Below are 24,144 nucleotides of genomic sequence, written 5' to 3' on the forward strand. Positions count from 1 at the left end.
CGTGCGAGGGGCTGCTAGAGGACGAACCCCGGCTGACCGTCGTCCGTGACCACGGGGCGGCCCGCCGCCTCCCAGACCTGCATGCCGCCGTCGACGTTCACGGCGTCGATGCCCTGCTGGGCCAGGTACATCGTGACCTGGGCGGAACGGCCGCCGGAGCGGCAGATGACGTGGATCCGGCCGTCCTGCGGGGCGGCCTCGGTCAGTTCGCCGTAGCGGGCGACGAACTCGCTGATGGGGATGTGCAGCGCCCCTTCGGCGTGACCGGCCTTCCACTCGTCGTCCTCACGGACGTCCAGCAGGAAGTCGCCGTCCTTGAGGTCCGCGACCGCGACCGTGGGCACACCAGCTCCGAAACTCATGCGTCCGACGCTACCCGAACCGGCCGGCGGGACCACCGGGGCGGGCAGCGGGCCGGGAACCCCTCAGCCTCCGGCCTCGCCGAGCAGCGCGGCCAGCTCCGTCTCGCGTTCCGTGACCTGGGTGAGGAGTTGCTGCCCGATCTGGTCCAGGAGACCGTCCGGGTCGTCCGGGGCCAGCTGGAGCATGTGGCCGATGGCGCTCTCCTCCAGCTCCTTGGCGAGCAGTGCGAGCAGTTCCTTGCGCTGGGCGAGCCATTCGAGCCGGGCGTAGAGCTCCTCGGCGCGGCTCGGACCGCGCTGCGGCTCGGGCCCCTTGGCCCACTCCTCGGCGAGCTCGCGCAGCTCCGCCTCGTCGCCCCGGGCGTAGGCGGCGTTCACCCGGGTGATGAACTCCTCACGCCGCTGCCGGTCCGCCTCCTCCTGGGCCAGGTCGGGGTGGGCCTTGCGGGCGAGGTCGCGGTAGAGCTTGCGGGCCTCCTCGCTCGGGCGGACCCGCTGCGGTGGCCGGACCGCCTGGTCCGTGAGCATCGCCACGGCCTCCGGGAACAGGCCGCTGTCGTCCATCCAGCCGTGCAGCAGGTCCTCGACGCCGGGGATCGGGGCGAGGCGGGCGCGGGCCTCCTCCGCCCGGCGCCGGTCCCCGGGGTCGCCGCTGCGGGCGGCCCTCGCCTCCAGGATGCGGGCGTCCAGCTCCTCGAGCCGGGCGTACAGCGGGCCGAGCTTCTGTTCGTGCAGCCGGGAGAAGTTCTCGACCTCGACGCGGAAGGTCTCCACGGCGATCTCGTACTCGATCAAGGCCTGTTCGGCGGCCCGCACGGCCCGCTCGAGCCGCGCCTCGGGCCGCGGAGCGCCGTCTTCGGGACCGGCGCCGCCGCCCTCTTCAGGTTCCGGGATCGTCACCCGACCAGCCTAGGCCACGGCCGGGAGCGTCCTGGGCGGGGCGTTGCCCGGCCCGCGGCGGCCGGGGCGCCACCGCCAGATCAGACGCCCGTCTCCGCCGGGATCCGGCCCTCCCGGACCGCCGTCACCAAGTCGGCGTGATCCGCCTCGGTCCGGTCCGCGTAGGCCACGGCGAACCCCGCGATCGCCTCGTCGAGTTCCTCGCCCTTGCCGCAGTACCCCGCGACGAGCCGCGGGTCCACGCTGTGGGAGTGGGCCCGGGCCAGCAGCGCGCCGGTCATCCGGCCGTAGTCGTCCATCTGGTCGGCGGCCAGGGCGGCCGGGTCGACACTGCCCTTGCGGTTGCGGAACTGGCGGACCTGGAAGGGGCGCCCGTCGACCGTCGTCCAGCCCAGCAGCGTGTCGCTGACGACCTGCATCCGCTTCTGGCCCCGCACGACCCGCCGGCCTTCGTGCTCGGCCGCCGGCGGCTCGAAACCGGCGGTCACCAGATGCGGCACCAGGGCCGACGCCCGCGCCTCCTTCACCTGGAGCACCAGCGGCTCCCCCCGGTGGTCGAGCAGCAGGACGACGTAGGACCGGGTGCCGACACTGCCGGTGCCCACGACGCGGAACGCCACGTCGTGCACCGCGTACCGGGCGAGCAGCGGCAGACGGTCCTCCGGCAGCGTGCCGGCGTACTCCTCGAGGGACGCCGCGACCGCCGCTGCCTCCGCGTCGGAGACGCGCCGCAGCACCGGCGGGGCGTCGACGAAGCGCCGCCCGCCGTCCTCGGTGGCCTCCGTCGACTTGGCCGCGAAACGGCCGCTGGTGTTGTGGCGGGCCTTCTCGGAGACCCGCTCCAGGGTGCCGAGCAGGTCATGGGCGTCCGTGTGGGAGACGAGCTCCTCGTCCGCGATGGCGTTCCACGCGTCCAGCACCGGGAGTTTCGCCAGCAGCCGCATGGTGCGCCGGTAGGCACCCACCGCGTCGTGGGCCGCCTGGCGGCACAAGTCCTCGTCGGCGCCCGCCTCCCGGCCCGCGAGCACCAGGGACGTGGTGAGGCGCTTGAGGTCCCACTCCCAGGGGCCGGGCACCGTCTCGTCGAAGTCGTTCAGATCGATGACGAGGCCGCCGCGCGCGTCGCCGTACAGGCCGAAGTTGGCCGCGTGCGCGTCCCCGCAGATCTGCGCCCTGATCCGGGTCATGGGCGTGCGTGCCAGGTCGTAGGCCATGAGACCGGCGGCGCCGCGCAGGAAGGCGAAGGGGGTGGCGGCCATGCGTCCGACCCGGAGCGGGGTGAGCTCGGGCAGCCGGCCACGGCCCGACTCCTCGACCGCGCTCACCGCGTCGGGCCGGGACGCGTCCAGGCCGAGCGTGGCGTGCGCCCGGCGCGGGACGCTTCCGCGCAGGGCCTTGCCCTCGTCCCTGGGCGAGCCCACGGGCGGCCAGTCGGCGAAGCCCCGCACCCGGGGCAGCCGACGCGTCGCCCCCGCCCCTGCCCTGGTTCCGGCCTCTGCCGCAGACCTGGTCACACCGACCGCCTCCCCCGCACGCGCACGAACATCAACTCGTGTCGACCGTACAACCGGCGGCGGGAACGCGTCAGACCCTGTGGACAACTCCGCGGCTGTGGACAACCGGCCGGACACCGGCGGCTACGACGCCTGAACCACTCCCGGCGAGGCCTGCGCGGGGACGCCCGCGGTCTCCACCCGGCCCTGCGCCAGCATCCGTTCGGCGCGCTCCGCCGAGATGTCGAGGCGGGCCAGCACCGCGGGGACGGCGATACTCGGCAGGAAGTGTTCGAACAGTACGACGACCCGGCGCTCCAGATCCTGCCGCTGGCAGCGCAGCTGGGACAGCAGCTGCACCCCCGAGAAACTGCCGACCAGCAGTTCCGCCGTCTCCGCCACGTCGACGTGCTGCAGCAGTTCGCCCTGGGCCTTCGCCTCGGTCAGCCGCTGCACGTTCTGGTCGAACCACATGCCGAAGGCCGGCGTGCGGTCGAGGTCCATGGCCCCCTGGTCCAGGGCGAGACCCACACTGGCCCGCACCAGAGGATCGGACCGCAGCCGCCGGGCCAGCACCAGCCCGGAGTCGACGAGCTCCTGGAGCTTGCTGGCCTGCGGCGGGAGCGCGATGGCGAGCTGTTCCTCGAACACCCCTACCGCCAGCTCCTCCTTGGAGCCGAAATGGAAGTACAGCGCGCCCTTGGTGACCCCCGCACGTTCCAGGATCTCCCCGATGGTCGCCGAGGTGTAACCACGTTCGTCGAAGACGGCCGCCGCCGCCTCCAGGATGGTCCGCCGGGTGCGGATCGCGCGCTCCTGTCGCGCCATCGCATGCCTCCTGAATCTCCGTCGATCCCTGTGAAATCGCTGTGCGGCGGGGGTCCGGGAGTCCGTCCCAGCGGTGTGGCTCGCCCTTTGAAAAAAACCGGCTAGTCCGTATCTTAGTCAAGCGCCGACCAAGGCCAGGCAGTCGATCCTGGGGGTTTTCATGCCGCAGTCAGGTTCTTCCTTCGCGCCCACGGACGATCAGACCGGACAAGAGGCCCGACCGGCAAACAGAACCGTTGCGGCCGTCGAGAACACGCCACAAGCCGAGGCCGCACAATCCGCCGAAGAGCCCGCCGAACCCACCGGACCAACCGGACCCCCCGCATCCACCTCGGTCACCAAAGAACTCGCCCACCGCACCGCCGAGACGGACGTCTTCCCCGCCCGGTGGAGGCGAATCTCCGACACCCGCTTCCGCTTCACCGCTCACTGGCCGGCCGCCCACGCCTTCTTCGGCCCCGTGGACGACCACCACCAGGACCCGATGATCGTGGGCGAAACGTTACGACAGGCCTCGATGGTGCTCGCGCACGCCGAGTTCGGCGCCCCCGAGGACACCCACTTCGTCATGTACGACCTGACCGTCTCCACCGACCCGTCCGCGCTGCTGCTGCCGGACGCCGGCGAGCCGGTCGAGATCGACGTCGTGTGCTCCGAGATACGTCGCCGCGGTCGTGGCCTGCACAGCATGCGCACCACGATGGAGTTCCGCCGGGCGGGACGCTTCGTCGCCCGCGGCACGGGCAGCACCGGCTGCACCTCCCCGCTCGCCTACCGCCGCCTGCGAGCCCGCCAACTGGCCGACCTGGGCACCCCGGTCCCGCTGCTGCCCGGCATATCCCCCGAGGTCGCAGGCCGCGCACGCGCCGAGGACGTCGTCCTCGCCCCCACCAGCCGTCCGGGCGTGTGGCGGCTGCGCGTCGACACCGGCCACCCGGTCCTCTTCTCCCGGCCCAACGACCACGTCCCCGGCATGGTCCTGTTCGAGGCGGCCCGCCAGGCCGCGACCGCCGCGTCCGGCCGGCGCCCTTTCCTGCCGCGCCTGATGACGGCCACCTTCGACCGCTACGCCGAACTGGACAGCCCGTGCTGGATCGAGACCGACGTGTCCGCCGGGGAGCCGGGCGAGGTCACCGTACGAGTCTCGGGACGGCAGGACGGGGAGTCCGTCTTCAGCGCCACGCTGACCTGCGCACAACCGGCCCGAATACGGGCGCTGACATGACGGTCGACTTCCTGGTCACGGGCGGAAGCGGCTTCGTCGGCAGTCGCGTCGCGGCCATCGCCGCGGGGCGCCCGGACGTCCGGGTCCGGTACCTGTCCCGTCGGGCGCGGCCGGGAACGGCCCCCGGTGAACCGGTCCACGGCGACCTCCTCGACCCACCCTCCCTGCGCGGAGTCTGCGCGGACACCGACGTCCTGGTGCACTGCGCCACACACATCGGCGGCGACGCCGCAACCGCCGAAGCCGTCAACGACCTGGGCACCCGCGCCCTGGTCGAGGAGGCCGTACGCGCCGGAGTGAGCCGGATCGTGTACCTGAGCACCGCGGCGGTGTACGGCCGCGGCCCCTTCCGGGGCGTACACCCCGGGGAGGTGCCGATCGCGCCCGCGTCGGCCACCAGCCGCACCCGGGCCGCCGCCGAACGGCACGTCCTCGACGCCGGCGGCCTGGTGCTGCGCCCCCACCTCGTGTACGGCGAGGGCGACCGCTGGGTCGTCCCCGGACTGGTCCGCGTGCTGCGCGAGCTGTCGGCGACCCTGGCCGGCTGCGAGGCACTCCACTCGATGATCGACGTCGACACCCTGGGGCGCGCCGTGGTCGCCGCCTCGCTGTCACCGGCGCACGACGGCGGTGTGCACCATGTCAACCACCCCGATCCGGTGCCGGCCGCGGAGCTGCTCGAAGCCGTGTGCACGCAGGTCGAGGAGCCCGGCGGCGGTGCGGCGGTGGATGTCGCCACCGCCCTGGACCGGGCCGCCGGGTCGCCGCTCGCCCTGCATCACCTTGGCATGCTCACGGTCGACCACTGGTTCGTGGACGACGCCTTCTGGAAGGACCTCGACTGCTCACCCGGTGAGGGTTTCACCGCCGCCTTCACCCGCGCGGCCCCCTGGTACCGCTCATTCCTTGGAGACCGGCGCGTTTCCTGACCGCCTCCGCCTCCTCCGGACCGGCCCTAACGGCCCGGGTCCCGTCCGTGCAGCAGCACGGGCAGCTCCTGGTGCCCCGTCGAGATGATGGACCGCAGCCGCTGCGGGGGCCGGGACGGATCGGCCAGGGCCAGCCGTGGGAAACGGCCGAACAGGGACGTGAGGGCCGTCGTCGCCTCGGCCATGGCCAGGGGCCGGCCCAGGCAGTGGTGCACGCCATGGCCGAAGGAGACGTGGTCGCGGCTGGTGCTGCGGGTGACGTCGAACCGTCCGGCGTCCGGGCCGTGCCGCTCGGGGTCCCGTCCGGCACCGGCGAAGGAGACCACGATCGGGTCGCCCTGAGGGATGGTCAGGCCCGGTTCGATCTCGATGTCCTGCACGGCGTAGCGCAGGCCCGACATGGCGCCGGGTGCCTCGAAACGCAGCGACTCCTCGATGGCGTCCTCCCAGGTCACCTGCCCGGAGCGGACGAGTTCGAGCTGGTCGGGGTGGGCGAGCAGGCTGTGCACCGTGTTGTCGATGAGGTTGACGGTGGTCTCGAAGCCGGCGGTGAGCAGCAGGATCAGGTTGTCCATCAACTCCTGCTCGCTGAGGCTGCCTTGGTCGCGGGCGGCGATGAGGGCCGTCGTCAGGTCGTCGCCCGGGTGCTCGCGCTTGTCCTCGAGGAACGCGGTCAGCGTGCCGTACAGCTCGACCGCGTTGGCCTGGGCGTCCTCCAGGGAGATCGCCGTGTCGAAGAAGCGGTTGATGATGCGGTAGAGCGCCCCGCGCGGACCGTCCTCGCCACGCGGCACGCCGAAGAGTTCGCACACCACCTCGTGCGGCACCGGCGCGGCGAACGCGGCCCGCAGGTCGACGACTTCACCCGCCGGGACCCGCTCCAGGTCGTCCAGCGCCCGGTCGACGATCTCCTGGACACGGGGCAGCAGCGCGTCGACACGGCGTTTGGTGAAGGCGGCGGCCATCGGCTTGCGCAGCCGGCTGTGGTCCGCGCCGTAGGCGGTGACCATGTTGCGCACCGAGACCCAGATCGCGAGCGGCCAGGTACGGGAGATGTCCCCGTTGATCCAGGCCGGCCAGTGCTGGAAGGCGTCCTTGCTCGTCTCGGGGCCGGCCAGGAGCCGCTTGTTGAGCTCCAACCCGTTGATCCACCACGCCCGTACGCCGCCGGGGAGTTCGATCTCCACGGCCGGACCCTGGTCGCGGATCCGGGATATCTCGCCGTACAGGTCCTGGCCGGACGGGTCGATCGTCAGGAAGGGGCATGCCTGTTGTGCCACGACTCTTAGCTCCTCGTTCCAGAGGCTGGGAGACCATCGTGCGACGCGCGTGCCGAAAAAACTTGGCATCCGGTTTGTTTTGGCCATGGTTCAAGGGGTGTTGGCGCGCTCCTGGCGTGAAGGGAGTCGGCGGTCCCCGCCAGGGCGCGACGTCCGGGCGCGGCCGGGCCGCCGGCTCGCCTCGCCTCCGGCCGGGTCCCCTCAGCGGTACGCCATGGCCGTGTCCCTCACACCGCCTGCCCCCGCAGGGCCTTGGCGGTGACGCCGACGCCGGCCAGGACGGTACCGGGTGCTCAGGTGCAGGCCCACGTCGGACGAGGTGGCCTGGGAGAGGCCGCAGGCCATACCCGCCAGCGGGGGCAGCGTCACCAGGACACCGAGGGCGGCGCCGATGACGATGACCAGGATGGTCTCGCCCCCGGAGATCGCGAGCAGCCGGCGGACGGTGCCACCGGCGGACTTCATCACCCCACAGTCGCGGCGCCGGCCGTGGGCAGCCATCGCCATGCTGTCGGCGACGGCGATCACGCTGCAGCCGACGGCGATCACCATCAGCATCATGGCGAGGCTGTCGGTCAGCTTGGCGTCCGTCTCGTAGTAGGCCAGTAGTGGACCCGGAGGTGATCACCCAGCCGGTCCGGCCGCGTCAGGACCCGCTCGAGCAGCTGAGTCCCCGGGAGCGCGAAGTGCTAGCCCTGATCGCGGAGGGCCGCTCCAACGCCAGCCTCGCCCCGCGCCTGTTCATCAGCGAAGCGGCCGTGAACAAGCACATCGGCGACATCTTCAGCAAGCTGGACCTGCCGGTGGACACCGAGGGCCACCGGCGGGTGCTGGCGGTCCTCGCCTTCTTGCGGGCATGAGCGCCGACGTGCGGTACAGGGCACGCCCCGACAGTGAGACCGGCCACACCGCAGTGAAACCGGCAGGAGATCAACAAGCCCGCGAGCCGCCGACCGCCCTGCGTGTAAGCATCATCACACCGGGGTGGACCTTCTCAGAAAAGCCAAAAGGGCTCACCGTGATCACGATGAGCCCTTTGGCGATGTGCGCGAGGGGGGAGTTGAACCCCCACGCCCTTGCGGGCACTGGAACCTGAATCCAGCGCGTCTGCCTATTCCGCCACCCGCGCATTGGGTGTGTCCTGGGCGTTGGCCCCTGGGGGGCTGGCGCCTTCCGACACCCAGAACATTAGCACGCTGGACGGGGTGGGTTCACATCCCTTCTTCCCGCAGGCAGAACGGCCTCCGAACCTTCGGTGGCCTCCCCACGTATCAACGCGTACTGCTTCACGTATCAACCTCGTACCGGTACCCGCCGTCTCCCCAGGAGGCGGTCCGGGTCCACAGTCCGGTGCGGGACACTGGTCTGCAGCCGCCTCTACGATCCTTGCGAGGAGTACACGAAGCGGTTACGCGCACCAGTACCACCGGAGGAGTTCGAAGGGGAGCTCCACAGGGAACCTCGTCATGCGTCGACACCCGTCGGCCTGCCTGACAGGGGGAACCAGCCGATCGAGCGGCGCGTGGATACGATCAGTAAGCAGTACCAGGCAAGTGGCCCGCAGAGCAGTACACAGGACGGCAGCGACGGAGGAGGTGCCCCATGGGAGTCCTGAAGAAATTCGAGCAGCGTCTCGAAGGTCTGGTCAACGGCACCTTCGCCAAGGTGTTCAAGTCCGAGGTCCAGCCCGTGGAGATCGCGGGAGCGCTGCAGCGCGAGTGCGACAACAACGCCACCATCTGGAACCGTGACCGGACGGTCGTGCCCAACGACTTCATCGTCGAGCTGAGCACACCGGACTACGAGCGGCTCAGCCCCTACTCCGGCCAGCTCGGCGACGAGCTCGCCGGCATGGTGCGCGACTACGCCAAGCAGCAGCGCTACACCTTCATGGGCCCGATCAAGGTGCACCTGGAGAAGGCGGACGACCTCGACACGGGCCTGTACCGGGTGCGCAGCCGTACGCTCGCCTCCTCCAGCAGCCAGCAGGGCGGACCCTCAGGCGGTGCCGCCGCGCCCGCCGCCCCGCAGGGCGGACGCGCCGGGGGCTACGGCTACCCGCCGGCCGCCGCGCCCACGGGCGCCCCTCCCATGCCGTCCGCTCCACCGCCCGGCGGCCGCCCCGGCGGTTACGGCTACCCGCCCGCCGCGAGCGGGCAGCGGCCCCCGGCCGCCGGCGGACGCACCCGCCACTGGATCGAGATCAACGGCACCCGCCACCAGATCTCCCGCCCGACGCTGGTGCTGGGCCGCAGCACCGACGCCGACGTGCGGATCGACGACCCCGGCGTCTCCCGCCGGCACTGCGAGATCCGGACCGGAACGCCCTCGACGATCGCGGATCTCGGATCCACCAACGGCATCGTGGTGGACGGGCAGCACACCACCCGCGCTACGCTCCGCGACGGCTCGCGGATCGTCGTGGGCAGCACCACCATCATTTACCGGCAAGCCGAAGGGTGAAGCGGGGGCAATGTCAGAGCTGACCCTCACGGTCATGCGGCTGGGTTTCCTGGCCGTACTGTGGCTGTTCGTGATCGTGGCCGTGCAGGTCATCCGCAGCGACCTGTTCGGTACGCGTGTCACGCAGCGCGGATCGCGCCGCGAGGCGGGCCGCCAGCAGCAGGCCGCCGCCCGCCAGGCGCCGCCACAGCAGCGCCAGCAGCCCGCGGGCGGCCGGCGCGGCCGTAACGCCCCCACCAAGCTGGTCGTGACCGAAGGCACCCTCACCGGCACCACGGTCGCGCTCCAGGGCCAGACCATCACCCTGGGCCGGGCGCACGACTCCACGATCGTGCTGGACGACGACTACGCCTCCAGCCGCCATGCCAGGATCTACCCGGACCGCGACGGCCAGTGGATCGTCGAGGACCTCGGCTCCACCAACGGCACGTACCTGGACCGGAACCGCCTGACGACTCCCACACCGATTGCGCTGGGCGCGCCGATCCGCATCGGCAAGACCGTCATCGAGCTGCGGAAGTAGTGCTACATCATGGATAGGCGCGAGCGGAGCGAGCACGCAGTGGCGGGCCCCACCCCGGCCCCCGGCGCGCTCCCGACCGGAGGGTGGGCAGTGTGGCTCGACACGACCGGCTGTACCCGGAGCCGACAGGCGAGGTGCGCATGAGTCTGTCACTGCGCTTCGCCGCCGGATCGCACAAGGGCATGATCCGGGAGGGCAACGAGGACTCCGGATACGCCGGCCCGCGCCTGCTCGCCATCGCCGACGGCATGGGCGGCGCCGCCGCCGGTGAGGTCGCCTCCTCCGAGGCCATCTCCACCATCGTCGCGCTCGACGACGACGTCCCCGGCTCCGACGTCCTCACCTCCCTCGGCACGGCCGTCCAGCGCGCCAACGACCAGCTGCGTTCCATGGTCGAGGACGACCCGCAGCTGGAGGGCATGGGGACCACCCTGACCGCGCTGCTGTGGACCGGCCAGCGCCTCGGCCTGGTGCACGTCGGCGACTCCCGCGCCTACCTCCTCCGCGACGGCGTCCTGACACAGATCACCCAGGACCACACCTGGGTGCAGCGCCTGGTCGACGAGGGCCGCATCACCGAGGAAGAGGCCACGACCCACCCGCAGCGCTCGCTCCTGATGCGCGCGCTCGGCAGCGGCGACCACGTCGAGCCGGACCTGTCCATCCGCGAGGTCCGCGCCGGCGACCGCTACCTGATCTGCTCCGACGGCCTGTCCGGCGTGGTCTCCCACCAGACACTGGAGGACACCCTCGCCAGCTACCAGGGCCCCCAGGAGACCGTACAGAACCTGATCGAACTGGCGCTGCGCGGCGGCGGCCCGGACAACATCACCGTCATCGTCGCCGACGTCCTCGACCTCGACACCGGCGACACCCTCGCCGGCCAGCTGTCCGACACCCCGGTCGTGGTCGGCGCCGTCGCCGAGAACCAGCACCAGCTGCACGACAACGGCATCATGCAGACCCCCGCCGGCCGCGCCTCCGGCCTCGGCCGGCAGGGACGCGGCCGCGGCGGATCGGGCGGCGACTACGGCACGCCCGGCTCCGGCGACACCACCGGCTTCATCCCGGCGGCCGGCTTCGACTACGGCGACGACGACTTCGTCAAGCCCAAGAAGCGCGGCAGGTGGCTGAAGAGATCGTTCTACGGCGCCCTCGCGCTGGCCGTCGTCGGCGGCGGCCTGTACGGCGGCTGGCGCTGGACGCAGACCCAGTACTACGTCGGCGCCGAGGACGAGCACGTCGCCCTGTACCGGGGCATCAGCCAGGACCTGGCCTGGGTCTCGCTCTCGAAGGTCGAGAAGGACCACCCCGAGATCGAACTCAAGTACCTGCCGCCCTACCAGCAGAAGCTGGTCGAGGCGACCATCGCCGAGGGCGGACTGAAGAACGCCCAGGCGAAGATCGAGGAACTGTCGGTGCAGGCCTCCGCGTGCAAGAAGGAGGCGCAGCGGCGCCAAGCCGAGAGCCGGAACAACGCCAAGACCGGCGAAGGCGAGGCCGGAGGCACCACGGGAACCACTCCCGCCTCCTTCACGTCCAAGGCCTCGCCGACGCCGAACCCGTCGAACCCCTCGAACCCGTCGGGCTCGCCCTCGGCGCCTGAGCAGTCCACGCCCCCGACCACGACCGCACCCACTCCCAGCCCCGGCCCCAGCCTCTCGGAGGAAGAGCAGAAGGTCGTCTCGCTGTGCGGTAAGCAGTAGGCAAGCCGTGAGAGGCCCCGTCATACGATGAGCAGTACGAACACGTCGCACTCGGCGACGCACCACACGTCCACGATCGGCGCGATCGGCGCACCCAGCCGCCGCAACACCGAACTCGCACTGCTGGCGTTCGCCGTGGTCATCCCGGTGTTCGCCTACGCCAACGTCGGACTGGCCATCAACGACTCGGTCCCCCCGGGCCTGCTGAGCTACGGGCTCGGACTCGGCCTGCTCGCGGGCGTGGGCCATCTCGTCGTACGGAAGTTCGCGCCGTACGCGGACCCGCTGATGCTGCCGCTGGCCACGCTGCTGAACGGGCTGGGGCTGGTGGTCATCTGGCGGCTGGACCAGTCCGAGAAACTCCAGGCGAGCAGGACCTTCGTCGAAGCGGCCCCCCGCCAGCTGATGTACTCCGCACTCGGTGTCGCCTTCTTCGTAGCGGTGATCATCTTCCTCAAGGACCACCGCGTCCTCCAGCGCTACACCTACATCTCCATGGCCGGCGCGCTGCTGCTGCTGGTCCTTCCGCTGGTACCGGGACTCGGCAAGAACGTCTTCGGTGCGCGCATCTGGATCCAGATCCCAGGTCTCGGCACGATCCAGCCCGGTGAGTTCGCCAAGATCGTCCTCGCGGTCTTCTTCGCGGGCTACCTCATGGTGAAGCGTGACGCCCTGGCCCTCGCCAGCCGGCGTTTCATGGGCCTCTACCTGCCGCGCGGCCGCGACCTCGGACCGATCATCGTCGTCTGGGCGATCTCCATCCTGATCCTCGTCTTCGAGACCGACCTCGGCACGTCGCTGCTGTTCTTCGGCATGTTCGTGATCATGCTGTACGTCGCCACCGAGCGGACCAGCTGGATCGTGTTCGGCCTGTTGATGTCCGCGGCCGGTGCCGTCGGTGTCGCCTCCTTCGAAACGCACGTTCAGCAGCGTGTGCAGGCCTGGCTCGACCCGATGAACGAGTTCAAGCTGAGCCGGCAGGGCGTCCTCGGCCACACCGAGCAGTCGATGCAGGCCCTGTGGGCCTTCGGCTCCGGCGGCACCCTCGGCACCGGCCTGGGGCAGGGCAACTCCGACCTCATCGGCTTCGCCGCCAACTCCGACTTCATCCTCGCCACCTTCGGCGAGGAGCTGGGCCTCGCCGGTGTCATGGCGATCCTGCTGCTCTACGGCCTGATCATCGAGCGCGGCGTCCGCACCGCCCTCGCGGCCCGCGACCCGTTCGGCAAGCTGCTGGCCATCGGCCTATCCGGCGCCTTCGGCCTGCAGGTCTTCGTCGTGGCCGGCGGCGTCATGGGCCTCATCCCGCTGACCGGTATGACGCTGCCGTTCGTGGCCTACGGCGGTTCCTCCGTGATCGCCAACTGGGCGCTGATCGGCATCCTGCTGCGCATCAGCGACACCGCCCGACGCCCGGCCCCCGCTCCCGCCGCCAACCCCGACGCCGAGATGACCCAGGTGGTCCGCCCGTCATGAACAAGCCCCTGCGCCGGATCGCGATCTTCTGCGGACTGCTCGTCCTGGCCCTGCTGATCCGCGACAACTGGATCCAGTACGTCCAGGCCGACGAGCTCAGGACCGACAAGAACAACCGCCGCGTCATCATCGAGCGCTACGCCTCGCCGCGCGGCAACATCATCGTCGGCGGACAGCCGATCACCGGCTCGACGGAGACGTCGGGCAGCGACTTCAAGTTCAAGCGGACCTACAAGGACGGCGCGATGTGGGCGCCGGTCACCGGGTACGCCTCGCAGGCCTTCGGCGCCACCCAGCTGGAGTCCATCGAGGACGGCATCCTCACCGGCAACGACGACCAGCTCTTCTTCCGCAACACCCTCGACATGCTCACCGGCAAGAAGCAGGAGGGTGGCAACGTCGTCACGACGCTGAACGGCGCCGCGCAGAAGGCCGCCTACAACGGCCTGAAGAGGCAGGGCGGCAAGGGCGCCGTCGTCGCCCTCGAGCCGTCCACCGGCAAGATCCTCGCCCTCGCCTCCTACCCGTCGTACGACCCGTCGTCCTTCGCCGGGAACTCCACGACCACGGACACCAAGGCCTGGACGAAGCTCCAGAAGAAGAACAACCCCGACGACCCGATGCTCAACCGGGCGCTGCGCGAGACCTACCCGCCCGGCTCCACCTTCAAGGTGCTCACCGCGGCCGCCGCACTCGAGGACGGGCTGTACTCGGAGCCGGACCAGAAGACGAACACCCCGCTGCCCTGGATCATGCCGGGCACCACGACGCCGCTGAAGAACGAGGGCAACATCCCCTGCAAGAACGCGACGCTCCGGGTCGCCCTGCAGTACTCCTGCAACACCGTCTTCGGCAAGATCGGCGCCGACCTCGGCAACGACAAGATGCTGGACATGGCCAAGAAGTTCGGCTTCGACGAGGAGCACTTCACACCGGTCCGCGCCAACGCCTCGGTGTTCTCCGACGACATGAACGACTCGCAGACCGCCCTGTCCTCCATCGGCCAGTTCAACACCGCCGCGACCCCGCTGCAGATGGCCATGGTCGCCTCGGCCGTCGCCAACGACGGCAAGCTGATGAAGCCGTACATGGTCGACGAACTCCAGTCGTCCGGCCTGGACCCGATCGAGAAGACCGACCCGGAGGAACTCAGCCAGCCGCTGTCCCCGGAGAACGCCCAGAAGCTCCAGTCCATGATGGAGACGGTCGTCGAGGAGGGCACCGGCCGGAACGCCAAGATCCCCGGCGTCACGGTGGGCGGCAAGACCGGTACCGCCCAGCACGGTGAGAACAACAGCGAGAACCCCTACGCGTGGTTCATCTCCTACGCCAAGGACAGCGACGACAGCGCCCCGGTCGCCGTGGCGGTCGTGATCGAGGACGACAAGGCCGTCCGTGACGACATCTCCGGCGGCGGCCTCGCGGCCCCGATCGCGAGGAACGTGATGGAGGCGGTCATCAACAGCAAGAAGTGACCCCGCTCACGTCTGCTTCACATCGGTGCACGTTGCGATACCGGTCCTGTATCGGCTGACGGGCTTGGCCAGGTCACACAAAACAAGCCGGGTACGGTAGGCCCGGACGGCAGCCTCCGACCGTACAAGCTTTGTGGTCGGGACCGACGGAGAGGGCTGGTAGGTAGCTATGGAAGAGCCGCGTCGCCTCGGCGGCCGGTACGAACTGGGCCAGGTGCTCGGGCGTGGTGGCATGGCGGAGGTCTACCTCGCGCATGACACCCGCCTCGGCCGCACCGTGGCGGTGAAGACGCTGCGCGCGGATCTCGCGCGTGACCCTTCCTTCCAGGCCCGGTTCCGCCGGGAGGCCCAGTCGGCCGCCTCGCTCAACCATCCCGCGATCGTCGCGGTCTACGACACGGGCGAGGACTACATCGACAACGTGTCCATCCCGTACATCGTGATGGAGTACGTCGACGGTTCCACGCTCCGGGAGCTCCTCCACAGCGGCCGCAAGCTGCTGCCGGAGCGGTCCATGGAGATGACCATCGGCATCCTCCAGGCCCTGGAGTACTCCCACCGCGCCGGCATCGTCCACCGCGACATCAAGCCCGCGAACGTCATGCTGACGCGCAACGGCCAGGTCAAGGTCATGGACTTCGGCATCGCCCGCGCCATGGGCGACTCCGGCATGACCATGACGCAGACCTCCGCGGTCATCGGCACCGCCCAGTACCTCTCACCGGAGCAGGCGAAGGGCGAGCAGGTCGACGCCAGGTCCGACCTGTACTCCACCGGCTGTCTGCTGTACGAACTGCTGACCGTCCGCCCGCCCTTCGTCGGCGACTCCCCGGTGGCCGTGGCCTACCAGCACGTCCGGGAGGAGCCGCAGGCGCCGAGCGTCTTCGACCCCGAGATCACGCCCGAGATGGACGCGATCGTTCTGAAGGCGCTCGTCAAGGACCCGGACTACCGCTACCAGTCGGCCGACGAGATGCGCGCCGACATCGAGGCCTGCCTCGACGGCCAGCCGGTCGCGGCCACGGCCGCGATGGGCTCGGTGGGCTACGGCGGCTACCCCGACGACCAGCCGACGACGGCCCTGCGCGCGGACTCCGGCGCGGGCGCCACGTCCATGCTGCCCCCCATGAACCCGGACGACGGCGGCTTCGGCTACGACGACCGCCCCGACCGGCGCCGCGGCCAGCAGCGCAAGTCCAGCACCTCGACGATATTGCTGGTGGCGGCGGGCATCCTGGTGCTGGTCGGAGCGATCCTGATCGGCAAGTGGGCGTTCAGCGGCAACGGAGCCGCCGACAACGACACGTTCCCGGCACCCAACTTCGTGGGTGAGACGAAGGCGAACGCCCAGAAGCTGGCCACCAACCGCGACCTGGAGCTGACCTTCACGAACAAGCCCTGCGAGAACCAGGCCAAGGGCAACATCTGCGACCAGGACCCGAAGGCCGGGTCGACGGTCAAGAAGAACGAGACCATCAACCTGGTGGTGTCGACCGGGGCGCCGAAGGTGGCGGTGCCGAGCGTGATCGGTCTGAGCCTCGAGGACGCCAAGGCGAAGCTCGAGGGCGACGACTACCAGCTCGACGTCAAGACGGAGACCCGGGAGGTCTCCGAGGAACCGGGCACCGTCCTGGATCAGGACCCGGCGTCCGGCAAGGAAGTGGAGAAGGGCACCACCATCACCCTCACCATCGCCAAGGCCGAGGAGAAATCCACGGTCCCGGACGTCCTCGGCCAGAGCTGTGACCAGGCCAAGGCCCAGATGACGGCCAACAACCTGGTGGGCAACTGCACCGAGGTGGAAACCGACGACGACAGCCAGGCCGGCAAGGTCGTCGCGACCACGCCGCAGGCCGGTTCCTCGGTCGACAAGAACTCGTCGGTCAACATCCAGATCGGCAAGAAGAAGGAAAAGCAGAAGACCCGCGTGCCCCAGGTCGTCGGCCAGACGGTCGGCCAGGCCAAGCAGACCCTCGCCCAGGCCGGCTTCACGAACATCCAGTTCGCGGGCGGCAGCGACCAGAGCGACACCGCCCTCGTCACCGGCCAGGACCCGCAGCCCAACCAAGAGGTCGACGACCCGGCGGCCACGACGATCACTCTGCAGACCGTCGGCGTCGGAGGCGGCAACAACAACGGCGGCAACAACGGCGGCGGAGGCTTCTTCGGCGGCATCACGGGCCGCGAGGAGAACTGACCGGCCAGGCTGTCGTCACGGGCCCCGGCTCCCCTCGAGGCGCATTCCAGGGGTCGTCGCAACACAGTGATCAACTGGCTGTGGCCAGGAGCTCAGCAAAACGCTCGGCTGGGGTTTCCCAGCCGAGCGTTTTGCGTGGGCGGCTGTTGAACTCGACCGCGACGATCCACTACGCCCTGAGCCCGGCCCGCCCGCTCCCACACCACCACGCGCTACACCCTGCTCCTTGATTCATCAGAAGCGCCAAGAATCCGCAACGGCCCGCCTCGCACCCGCGCACGCCCTTCGATCGTGTCTTCACATTTCATGACTCGTTCACCGGGTGGGGCGGGGACTCAAGACTCCGCCCCGGCCACACGAGTCGAAGGGCAAGACGTGATCAACGAAATGGCGCTGCTGGAATCCCAGACTCTGCGCAGCGGCGTGCTCGACCGCACAGACGTACTCGACAGGGTCAAAGCACTGTCGTTGCTGCCGGACGGGGTGCATGTGACCACGGCGATGGTGGCGTCGTACTTCAGCGTCACCGTGGAGGCCATCCGAGCTCTCGTGCAAGATCACCGTGCCGAGCTGGAAGCGAGCGGGTATCGAGTTCTGACAGGTACAGAACTGAGTGACTTCAAGCAACTCAGTGGGATCCAGTCCCGCACCCGCTCCCTCGCTCTCTTCCCCCGACGCGCCGTCCTCAACGTCGCCATGCTGCTCCGCGACAGCGAAGTCGCACGTCACGTGCGTGTCTACCTGCTCGACATGGAGTACCTGGCCCGCACACAGCCTGTGGAAAACCCACGACCCACCGATGTCGCGTCACCCGACGACCGCATCGACCGACGCATCACCCACATCCTCGGCAAGACCGTGGTCCCCATGCTCAACGCCCTCATCACGTCCTCCAGCGAGCACCGACGTGAGCTCATCGAGCTCCGCGAAGACATCCAGAACGTCGAACGCAAGCTGTGCTGGCACCACAGGCGCATCAGCGCTCTGGAAGGCGACACATCGGCAGAAAGCGTCAGGGCCACCCTCAGGGCCATGACCTGGCAGGCCTTCGAGCGTCACGTCGCCGACCTGCTGCGCCGGGACGGCTGCACGGACGTCGTCGTACGACAGGCCCGCAGCGACCGAGGCATCGACATCACCGCACGCACGGCCGACGGCCGCAGCGTCGCCGTCCAGTGCAAGAACCGAGCCGGCCGCGCGTCCGTCCCGAGCGCCGACATGCAGAAGTTCGCCGGCGCGGCACGAGCCGTCGATCGCGTCGACATCGCCCTGTTCGTGGCCACCTGCGACTTCAGCCGAGAAGCACAGGCAATCGCCGACCTGAGCGGCGTCATCACCGTGAACCGGGACGAGCTGGAGGCGTGGAGTGCCGGTGTGAGGCTCACAACGCTGCGCTAGGAGACGACGAGGGAAGGCCCGAAGCCGCAAGGATTAGTTGCGGCTTCGGGCCTCCATCATGCTACCGACTGCCTGAGGAAAGGTCGGTCAGCGCAGCTCCTGCGGCGGGGTGCGGTCCTCGTCGACCTTCTCGACCCGCTCCAGCTCACCCCACACGACGTACCGGTACGTACTCGTGTACACCGGCGTGCAGGTGGTCAGGGTGATGTAGTGGCCCGGCTTCTTCCTGCCGGACTCCTTCGGCACCGACGACAGGACCTTGACGTTGTACTTCGAGGTCTCGGGCAGGATGTCGTAGACCTTGTAGACGTACCACTTGTCCTTCGTCTCGAAGACGATCGGGTCGCCCTTCTCGATCTTGTCGATGTTGTGGAACGCGGCACCGTGACCGTCCCGGTGGGCGGCGAGGGAGAAGTTGCCGGTCTTGCCCGACATCGGGAGAGCCGACTTGACGGGGTCCGTGTAGTACCCGGCGACACCGTCGTTGAGGATCTTGCCCGACGTGCCCTTCTCGACCAGGACCTCGCCGTTCTTCATCGCCGGCACGTGCAGGAAGCCGATGCCGTTCTTCGTGTCCAGCGCGCCCGGCCCGCCCCTGCCCTGCGCCCAGTCGTCACGGACCTTGTCGGCCTGCTTCCCGGCCGCACGGTCCGCGACCACGTTCGTCCACCACAGCGAGTAGACGACGAACAGGCCCAGCACCAGGCCCGCGGTGATGAGGAGTTCCCCGAAGACACTGACCGCCATCCCCACCGGGCCGGGACGGCGCCGTGTTCCGGATGACCGGGACGCCCTCGCGCCGGTGTGCTCTTCGTGCTCCGTGTCGGTGGTCGCTGCCACTGGTCATCTGCCCTTAACTGACGAGCGCATCCGGCTTGCCCTTGCTGCGCGGCCGTTCCTCGACCATCTTGCCCCAGACGATCATCCGGTACTTGCTGGTGAACTCCGGCGTGCACGTGGTCAGCGTGATGTAACGGCCGGGCTTGGTGAATCCCGACCCCTGCGGGACCGGATTCAGGACGCTCGTGTTGCTCGGCGGGGTCACCGGCAGGATCGACGCCATCTTGTAGACGTAGTACTCGTCCTGCGTCTCCACGACGATCGGATCGCCCGGGGAGAGCTTGTTGATGTAACGGAACGGCTCTCCGTGCGTGTTGCGGTGTCCCGCGAGCCCGAAGTTCCCGGTCTTGTCACCGGGCATCGCGGTCTTCAGCGCACCCTCGGCGTAGTGGCCGACCATGCCCCGGTCGAGCACTCCCTTGTTGCTGGTGCCCTCGGCGATCGGCACCACCACGTCCAGCTTCGGGATGTGCAGGATGGCGAACCCCTGCCCCGGCTCGAAGGCCCCTGGAGCGCGCTTGCCGCTCGCCCAGTCGTCCTGGAGGCTGCTGGCCTCGCTGCCGGCCTGCGCGTGCGCCCGGACGTTCGTCCACCACAACTGGTAGGTGACGAACAGCAGCATCAGCACACCGGTGGTGATGAACACCTCACCGATCGCCCGGCTGACGACAACCGCCGGCCCCGGCCGGCGCGCCCGCGCCTGCCGCCGCGCCTCGACCCTCGACAGCGGCGCCCCCCGCTCCTGGGAGAGGCCGGCGTCCGGAGCGCCGCCGTGGCGCCCGTGACGGCGCTTGGCGGCCTTCCTGCGGGCCGCCCGGCCCCCGTGGGCCGGTCCGTCGCCCCGCGCCGCGGAAGACGCCGGAGAGCCCGACAGGGCGTCACCGCCCGCGGGCGGCGGATCCGGAATCCGCAGCGCCACCGTCTCCTCGTCCACCGGCGGCGGATACGGCTCGCCCCTGACGGGCTCACCCGGCAGGCCCTCGTACGACACGGAATGCGGCTGCGCGTACGGCTCCGGGACCGGAGCGTAGACCCCGGCCACGGCCCCCGACGGGTACGCACCCGGCTGCGCAGCGGCCCCGTACGCCCCATCCCCCGACCAGTCCTCCAACGCACCCGGCACCCCGTACGACTGCTGCCCGTACGAGGTGTCGGACTCGCGCTCGGGGCGCAGCGCCGTCACGCCGTGGCCCTGCCCACCACCGGGGCGAGCCCGGCCGACCTCGCCACCGCGCCCTGGTCGCCGCACTCCACCAGCCAGTTCGCCAGCATCCGGTGCCCGTGCTCGGTCAGTACCGACTCGGGGTGGAACTGCACACCCTCGACCGGAAGTTCGCGGTGCCGCAGCCCCATGACGATGCCGTCCTGCGTCCGGGCCGTGACCTCCAGCTCGGCCGGGACCGTGGCCGGCTCGGCGGCCAGGGAGTGGTAACGCGTCGCCGTGAAGGGCGACGGCAGACCCGCGAAGACACCTCCGCCGCCGTGCTCGACCAGGGAGGTCTTGCCGTGCAGCAGCTCGGGCGCCCGGTCCACCACACCGCCGTACGCCACCTGCATCGACTGCATGCCGAGGCAGACGCCGAAGACCGGGACACCTGTGCCGGCGCAGTGCCGGACCATGTCCACGCAGACGCCGGCCTGCTCCGGAGTGCCCGGCCCCGGGGAGAGCAGGACACCGTCGAAGCCGTCCTGGGCGTGCGCCGTCGACACCTCGTCGTTGCGCAGGACCTCACACTCGGCGCCCAGCTGGTACAGGTACTGGACCAGGTTGAAGACGAAGCTGTCGTAGTTGTCGACAACGAGGATGCGCGCACTCACTGGTTGTCCACCGTCACATCGTTGAAGGGCAACAGGGGTTCCGCCCACGGGAACACGTACTGGAAGAGGACGTAGACCACGGCCACGACCAGGGCGAGTGAGATCACTGCCTTCACCCACGTGCTCCCCGGCAGATGCCGCCAGATCCAGCCGTACATGCCGTCCCTTCCGTCGTACCACGGCACCAGACCCACGCCGTACAGCCACCAGACTAGCGGCGCAACGCCTCAGGTTTCCCGGCCTCCACAGGCTGTGTGGAGTCCAGATGCGCCCAGACGATCAGCCGATGACTGTGCCCCCACTCCGGTTCGCACGTGGTCAGCGTCAAGTACCGTCCCGCACGCGTGTACCCGGAAGTACGTGGGACAGGGTCGATCACCTCGACGTCCGCCGGAACTGTTTTGTACGGGCCTTTGTCGATCCGATACGTGAACCACGTCCTGCCGTCGGTCAGAACCACGGCATCACCCCGCCGGAGCAGCGGGAAGTCCTTGAAAGGATCACCGTAGGTGCGGCGGTGACCGGCGACCGCGAAGTTTCCCCTCTGGCCGAGCCGGGCGGTCTCCCCGTAGTGCCCGAGACCCTTTTTCAGGGTGCCGGTGGCGGTGCCCTCCAGGACCGGCTTGTTCCACGTGAAACCGAGACGCGGGATGTACATGATCGCGAAAGGCTTGCCCTCGGCGTACGGCGCCGGTTTCGGCGCACTCGCGACGGCCGGCGGACGCGGCTTCGCCCACTCCCTCCGGAGCAGATCGAGCTGCTCGTCCATGACGGCATCGGCCCGCACGCCCGTCCAGAACAGCACGTAGACGACGAACAGCACGATCACGCTGCCGACGGTGACGCACAGTTCGCTGACGGTCCTGACGATCACGCGCACCGGCAGATCCCCCCGGTCCGACTACCGCTCCACGGGCTTCGCGTAGTGCAGGTCCACTGTGCCCGAGTAACCGGGCAGAGTCACCGGGCCGTTCTCCTCGACCTTCCAGCCGAGCCCGTAGACGTTGACGTAGACCATGTAGTTCTGGATCGCCGGTGAGGCGGCGAGAGCCTTCTGCAGCCTGCCCGGGTCACCGACGGCCGTGATCTTGTACGGCGGGGAGTAGACGCGGCCCTGGAGGATCAGGGTGTTGCCCACACAGCGCACCGCGCTGGTGGAGATCAGCCGCTGGTCCATGACCTTGATGCCCTTGGCACCGCCCTGCCACATCGCGTTCACCACGGCCTGGAGGTCCTGCTGGTGGATGACGAGGTAGTCGGGCTGCGGCTCGGGGTAGCCGGGGAGCTTGGCCGTGGCGTCCGGCGGGGCGTCGTTGAGCGTGACCGTGAGCCCCTCGCCCGCGAGCTTCTGCGTGCCCGCCCGCTTCTCCAGGGCGGCCAGCTTGTCGTCCTCCGCCTTGGTGCTGCCGTCGTCGCGCTCGGCGAGCGCCTCTATCTCGTTGCGCAGGGCCCCGTTGGACTCGTCCAGCTGGCCGTTCTCCCGGCTTCGCTCGTGGATGAGGTCGGACAGCTTCAGCAAGGAGGCGTCCGTGCGGATGTTGGTGCCCTTGGCGGTGTCGAAGCTGGTGAAGAAAATGAGCCCCGCGAGAGCGAAGACGGCCGCCGTGAGGATCCGCACGGGCCGGAAACGGCGCGCGGGCTCAGGGCTGGATCCCGTCCCGGGGGAGTCGGCAGAATTGCTCAACGTACCCTTATCTCCTTCGGCGCCACGGAAGCACTACGCTAACGGACGACCGGGGGAGCAATCGGAGTCCCCTCACGCTGCCCCGAGCCCGACCCAGTTACCTGCGCGGCCACGCAGCGCATCGACAGGAGAGACCCTCGTGCCGAAGTCACGTATCCGCAAGAAGGCCGATTACACGCCGCCGCCTGCCAAGCAGACGACCGCCATCAAGCTGAACAGCCGTGCCTGGGTCGCACCCGTCATGCTGGCCATGTTCCTCATCGGCCTGGCCTGGATCGTCGTCTTCTACGTCACCGACGGCTCGCTGCCCATCGACACGCTGGGCAACTGGAACATCGTGGTGGGCTTCGGCTTCATCGCCGCGGGATTCGGTGTCTCCACGCAGTGGAAGTAGCGGTCACCGCAAGGTGAACGCAGCTCTGCCCAGGGCTGTTCGCTGAGTTATCCACAGCCGTTATCCACACAGGTGGAAAAAGAAAGACGATCTGTGGATAACTCGTCGGACGTTGACGCCGGTATGACAGAATTACCGGCAGTCGAAACACGTTCCCCCCTGTCTGACCTGCGGAAACGCAGGTCGATCACAGGGGGCGCATGCGCTCCCGCACCGTATGCACAAGATCCGGCACCCACTGTGGACAACGTCGGCGCTCAGGTGAGCTGAGCCGTCCTCAACAGGGTCAACAGGATGACCGCGCCCAGGACCATCGCGCACGTCCCGTACTGGACCAGGGCACGCCGTTCGCGCGGTGCGTGGACCATGGCGTATCCGACGATGACACCGGCGACCAGGCCGCCGATGTGGGCCTGCCAGGAGATGTTGAAGCCGGGGGCGAAGGTGAAGATCAGGTTGATCGCCAGCAGCGCGATGATCGGCCGCATGTCGTAGTTGAGCCGGCGCATCAGCACCGCCGTGGCACCGAACAGTCCGAAGATCGCGCCCGAGGCGCCCAGCGTGGCCGTGTTCGGGGAGGCCAGCAGGTAGGCCAGGGCGCTGCCCGCGAGTCCCGAGACGATGTACAGGGCGAGATAGCGGACACGGCCGAGTGCCGCTTCGAGCGGTCCGCCGAGCCACCACAGGCTGAGCATGTTGAACGCGATGTGCCAGGGCTCCTGGTGCGTGAACATCGAGGTCACCATGCGGTACCACTCACCGCCCGCCACACCCTGCGTGGGTGTGAAGGGCACGGGCGGCCAGGCGCCGAGCAGAACGATGTCGGTCAGGAGCGACTCATGGACCTGGACGGCGATGAACACGGCCAGGTTGATCCCGATGAGGATCTTGGTCAGCAGGCGGGGGTCGGCCGCGATGCTGCCGCCGGCGATGGTGCGGGGCATGGTGGCCGAGGGCGCGTGGCCGGTGCCGGAGCCGCTGCGGACACACTCGGGGCAGTGGAAGCCGACGGAGGCGTTGACCATGCACTCGGGGCAGATCGGGCGTTCGCAGCGGGTGCAGCGGATGCCGGTCTCGCGGCCCGGGTGGCGGTAGCACATGGGGACGCTGTGGGCGTCCTGCGGGCTGCCCGCAGCCTGGTCGTCCATGAGAT

23 protein-coding genes, 1 tRNA gene and 1 pseudogene are annotated in these 24,144 nt (G+C 69.5%); 11 read left to right on the forward strand and 14 right to left on the reverse strand.

What is annotated here, in order from left to right:
* Positions 1 to 14: 14 nt before the first annotated feature.
* The 4 genes from IE212_RS19755 to IE212_RS19770 all read right to left on the reverse strand — a co-directional run bounded on the left by IE212_RS19755 (position 15) and on the right by IE212_RS19770 (position 3,583).
* A complete protein-coding gene (locus tag IE212_RS19755; protein WP_190199423.1) occupies positions 15 to 344 on the reverse strand; it encodes a rhodanese-like domain-containing protein in 330 nt (109 codons plus the stop codon).
* 81 nt (positions 345 to 425) lie between these two features.
* Positions 426 to 1,262, reverse strand: coding sequence for a J domain-containing protein (locus IE212_RS19760; protein WP_190199218.1), 837 nt, complete (start codon positions 1,260 to 1,262; stop codon positions 426 to 428).
* 80 nt (positions 1,263 to 1,342) lie between these two features.
* Complete coding sequence (locus tag IE212_RS19765) at positions 1,343 to 2,776, reverse strand: DUF2252 domain-containing protein (protein ID WP_190199219.1); 1,434 nt, start codon at positions 2,774 to 2,776, stop codon at positions 1,343 to 1,345.
* A gap of 123 nt (positions 2,777 to 2,899) precedes the next feature.
* Positions 2,900 to 3,583 carry a ScbR family autoregulator-binding transcription factor gene (locus tag IE212_RS19770; RefSeq protein WP_190199220.1) on the reverse strand — a complete coding sequence of 228 codons (684 nt, stop codon included), beginning with the start codon at positions 3,581 to 3,583 and terminating at the stop codon, positions 2,900 to 2,902.
* A 160-nt stretch (positions 3,584 to 3,743) separates the two neighbouring features.
* Here IE212_RS19770 and IE212_RS19775 point away from each other — a divergent pair, with 160 nt between their 5' ends.
* Together IE212_RS19775 and IE212_RS19780 are read left to right on the forward strand one after the other, a co-directional pair.
* Positions 3,744 to 4,808 (forward strand): ScbA/BarX family gamma-butyrolactone biosynthesis protein, encoded by a 1,065-nt coding sequence (locus tag IE212_RS19775; RefSeq protein ID WP_190199221.1) that lies wholly within the window; start codon positions 3,744 to 3,746, stop codon positions 4,806 to 4,808.
* Positions 4,805 to 5,737: an NAD-dependent epimerase/dehydratase family protein gene (locus tag IE212_RS19780; RefSeq protein ID WP_190199222.1), complete on the forward strand. Its 933-nt coding sequence runs from the start codon at positions 4,805 to 4,807 to the stop codon at positions 5,735 to 5,737. Before IE212_RS19775 ends, IE212_RS19780 begins: the two co-directional genes overlap by 4 nt.
* 26 nt (positions 5,738 to 5,763) lie before the next feature.
* On the opposite strand, the gene IE212_RS19785 is transcribed toward IE212_RS19780, so the two are convergent.
* Both IE212_RS19785 and IE212_RS19790 read right to left on the reverse strand, forming a co-directional pair.
* Positions 5,764 to 7,017, reverse strand: coding sequence for a cytochrome P450 family protein (locus IE212_RS19785; protein WP_190199223.1), 1,254 nt, complete (start codon positions 7,015 to 7,017; stop codon positions 5,764 to 5,766).
* A gap of 201 nt (positions 7,018 to 7,218) precedes the next feature.
* Positions 7,219 to 7,578 carry an FtsX-like permease family protein gene (locus tag IE212_RS19790; RefSeq protein WP_229864465.1) on the reverse strand — a complete coding sequence of 120 codons (360 nt, stop codon included), beginning with the start codon at positions 7,576 to 7,578 and terminating at the stop codon, positions 7,219 to 7,221.
* Positions 7,579 to 7,622: 44 nt separating this feature from the next.
* Between IE212_RS19790 and IE212_RS19795 the strand changes: the two are divergent.
* Positions 7,623 to 7,877 (forward strand): annotated as a pseudogene (locus IE212_RS19795) (helix-turn-helix domain-containing protein); the annotation flags it as partial.
* 185 nt (positions 7,878 to 8,062) lie between these two features.
* On the opposite strand, the gene IE212_RS19800 reads toward IE212_RS19795, so the two are convergent.
* Positions 8,063 to 8,146: transfer RNA gene (locus tag IE212_RS19800), tRNA-Leu, on the reverse strand.
* Positions 8,147 to 8,619: 473 nt separating this feature from the next.
* Here IE212_RS19800 and IE212_RS19805 point away from each other — a divergent pair.
* From IE212_RS19805 to IE212_RS19835, 7 genes are all read left to right on the forward strand, one after another.
* On the forward strand, positions 8,620 to 9,480 hold the full coding sequence (locus IE212_RS19805; RefSeq protein ID WP_190199224.1) for an FHA domain-containing protein: 861 nt from the start codon (positions 8,620 to 8,622) through the stop codon (positions 9,478 to 9,480).
* Positions 9,481 to 9,490: 10 nt separating this feature from the next.
* On the forward strand, positions 9,491 to 10,003 hold the full coding sequence (locus IE212_RS19810) for an FHA domain-containing protein FhaB/FipA (protein ID WP_190199225.1): 513 nt from the start codon (positions 9,491 to 9,493) through the stop codon (positions 10,001 to 10,003).
* 140 nt (positions 10,004 to 10,143) lie between these two features.
* Positions 10,144 to 11,709 carry a Stp1/IreP family PP2C-type Ser/Thr phosphatase gene (locus IE212_RS19815; RefSeq protein WP_190199226.1) on the forward strand — a complete coding sequence of 522 codons (1,566 nt, stop codon included), beginning with the start codon at positions 10,144 to 10,146 and terminating at the stop codon, positions 11,707 to 11,709.
* A 27-nt stretch (positions 11,710 to 11,736) separates the two neighbouring features.
* Positions 11,737 to 13,185 (forward strand): FtsW/RodA/SpoVE family cell cycle protein, encoded by a 1,449-nt coding sequence (locus IE212_RS19820; protein WP_190199227.1) that lies wholly within the window; start codon positions 11,737 to 11,739, stop codon positions 13,183 to 13,185.
* Positions 13,182 to 14,660, forward strand: coding sequence for a peptidoglycan D,D-transpeptidase FtsI family protein (locus IE212_RS19825; protein ID WP_190199228.1), 1,479 nt, complete (start codon positions 13,182 to 13,184; stop codon positions 14,658 to 14,660). The genes IE212_RS19820 and IE212_RS19825 overlap by 4 nt, the downstream gene beginning before the upstream one ends.
* Positions 14,661 to 14,829: 169 nt before the next feature.
* A complete protein-coding gene (gene pknB, locus IE212_RS19830; protein WP_190199229.1) occupies positions 14,830 to 16,857 on the forward strand; it encodes a Stk1 family PASTA domain-containing Ser/Thr kinase in 2,028 nt (675 codons plus the stop codon).
* A 375-nt stretch (positions 16,858 to 17,232) separates the two neighbouring features.
* The gene (locus tag IE212_RS19835) at positions 17,233 to 18,255 is read left to right on the forward strand and encodes a restriction endonuclease (protein WP_190199230.1); all 1,023 of its coding nucleotides are present in this window, start codon (positions 17,233 to 17,235) and stop codon (positions 18,253 to 18,255) included.
* 87 nt (positions 18,256 to 18,342) lie between these two features.
* Here IE212_RS19835 and IE212_RS19840 read toward each other — a convergent pair whose 3' ends face one another.
* The 6 genes from IE212_RS19840 to IE212_RS19865 are packed head-to-tail and all read right to left on the reverse strand — an operon-like array spanning position 18,343 to position 22,597.
* Complete coding sequence (locus IE212_RS19840) at positions 18,343 to 19,095, reverse strand: class E sortase (protein WP_190199231.1); 753 nt, start codon at positions 19,093 to 19,095, stop codon at positions 18,343 to 18,345.
* 13 nt (positions 19,096 to 19,108) lie between these two features.
* The gene (locus IE212_RS19845; protein ID WP_229864467.1) at positions 19,109 to 20,278 is read right to left on the reverse strand and encodes a class E sortase; all 1,170 of its coding nucleotides are present in this window, start codon (positions 20,276 to 20,278) and stop codon (positions 19,109 to 19,111) included.
* Entirely contained in the window at positions 20,275 to 20,913 is a 639-nt protein-coding gene (locus IE212_RS19850) for an aminodeoxychorismate/anthranilate synthase component II (RefSeq protein ID WP_190199232.1), read from the reverse strand. The genes IE212_RS19845 and IE212_RS19850 overlap by 4 nt, the downstream gene beginning before the upstream one ends.
* The gene (locus IE212_RS19855; RefSeq protein ID WP_037837210.1) at positions 20,910 to 21,107 is read right to left on the reverse strand and encodes a hypothetical protein; all 198 of its coding nucleotides are present in this window, start codon (positions 21,105 to 21,107) and stop codon (positions 20,910 to 20,912) included. Before IE212_RS19855 ends, IE212_RS19850 begins: the two co-directional genes overlap by 4 nt.
* 17 nt (positions 21,108 to 21,124) lie before the next feature.
* On the reverse strand, positions 21,125 to 21,793 hold the full coding sequence (locus tag IE212_RS19860) for a class E sortase (protein ID WP_190199233.1): 669 nt from the start codon (positions 21,791 to 21,793) through the stop codon (positions 21,125 to 21,127).
* A gap of 21 nt (positions 21,794 to 21,814) precedes the next feature.
* Positions 21,815 to 22,597 carry a DUF881 domain-containing protein gene (locus IE212_RS19865; RefSeq protein WP_190199234.1) on the reverse strand — a complete coding sequence of 261 codons (783 nt, stop codon included), beginning with the start codon at positions 22,595 to 22,597 and terminating at the stop codon, positions 21,815 to 21,817.
* 139 nt (positions 22,598 to 22,736) lie between these two features.
* Here IE212_RS19865 and crgA point away from each other — a divergent pair, with 139 nt between their 5' ends.
* Positions 22,737 to 22,991, forward strand: coding sequence for a cell division protein CrgA (gene crgA / locus IE212_RS19870; protein WP_030244923.1), 255 nt, complete (start codon positions 22,737 to 22,739; stop codon positions 22,989 to 22,991).
* A 257-nt stretch (positions 22,992 to 23,248) separates the two neighbouring features.
* Here the strand turns inward: crgA and IE212_RS19875 are convergent, their stop codons facing one another.
* Positions 23,249 to 24,139: a rhomboid family intramembrane serine protease gene (locus tag IE212_RS19875; RefSeq protein WP_190199235.1), complete on the reverse strand. Its 891-nt coding sequence runs from the start codon at positions 24,137 to 24,139 to the stop codon at positions 23,249 to 23,251.
* Positions 24,140 to 24,144: the final 5 nt, after the last annotated feature.

This window comes from Streptomyces djakartensis, assembly GCF_014651075.1.
In the GTDB taxonomy this organism is placed as follows: Bacteria; Actinomycetota; Actinomycetes; order Streptomycetales; family Streptomycetaceae; genus Streptomyces; species Streptomyces djakartensis.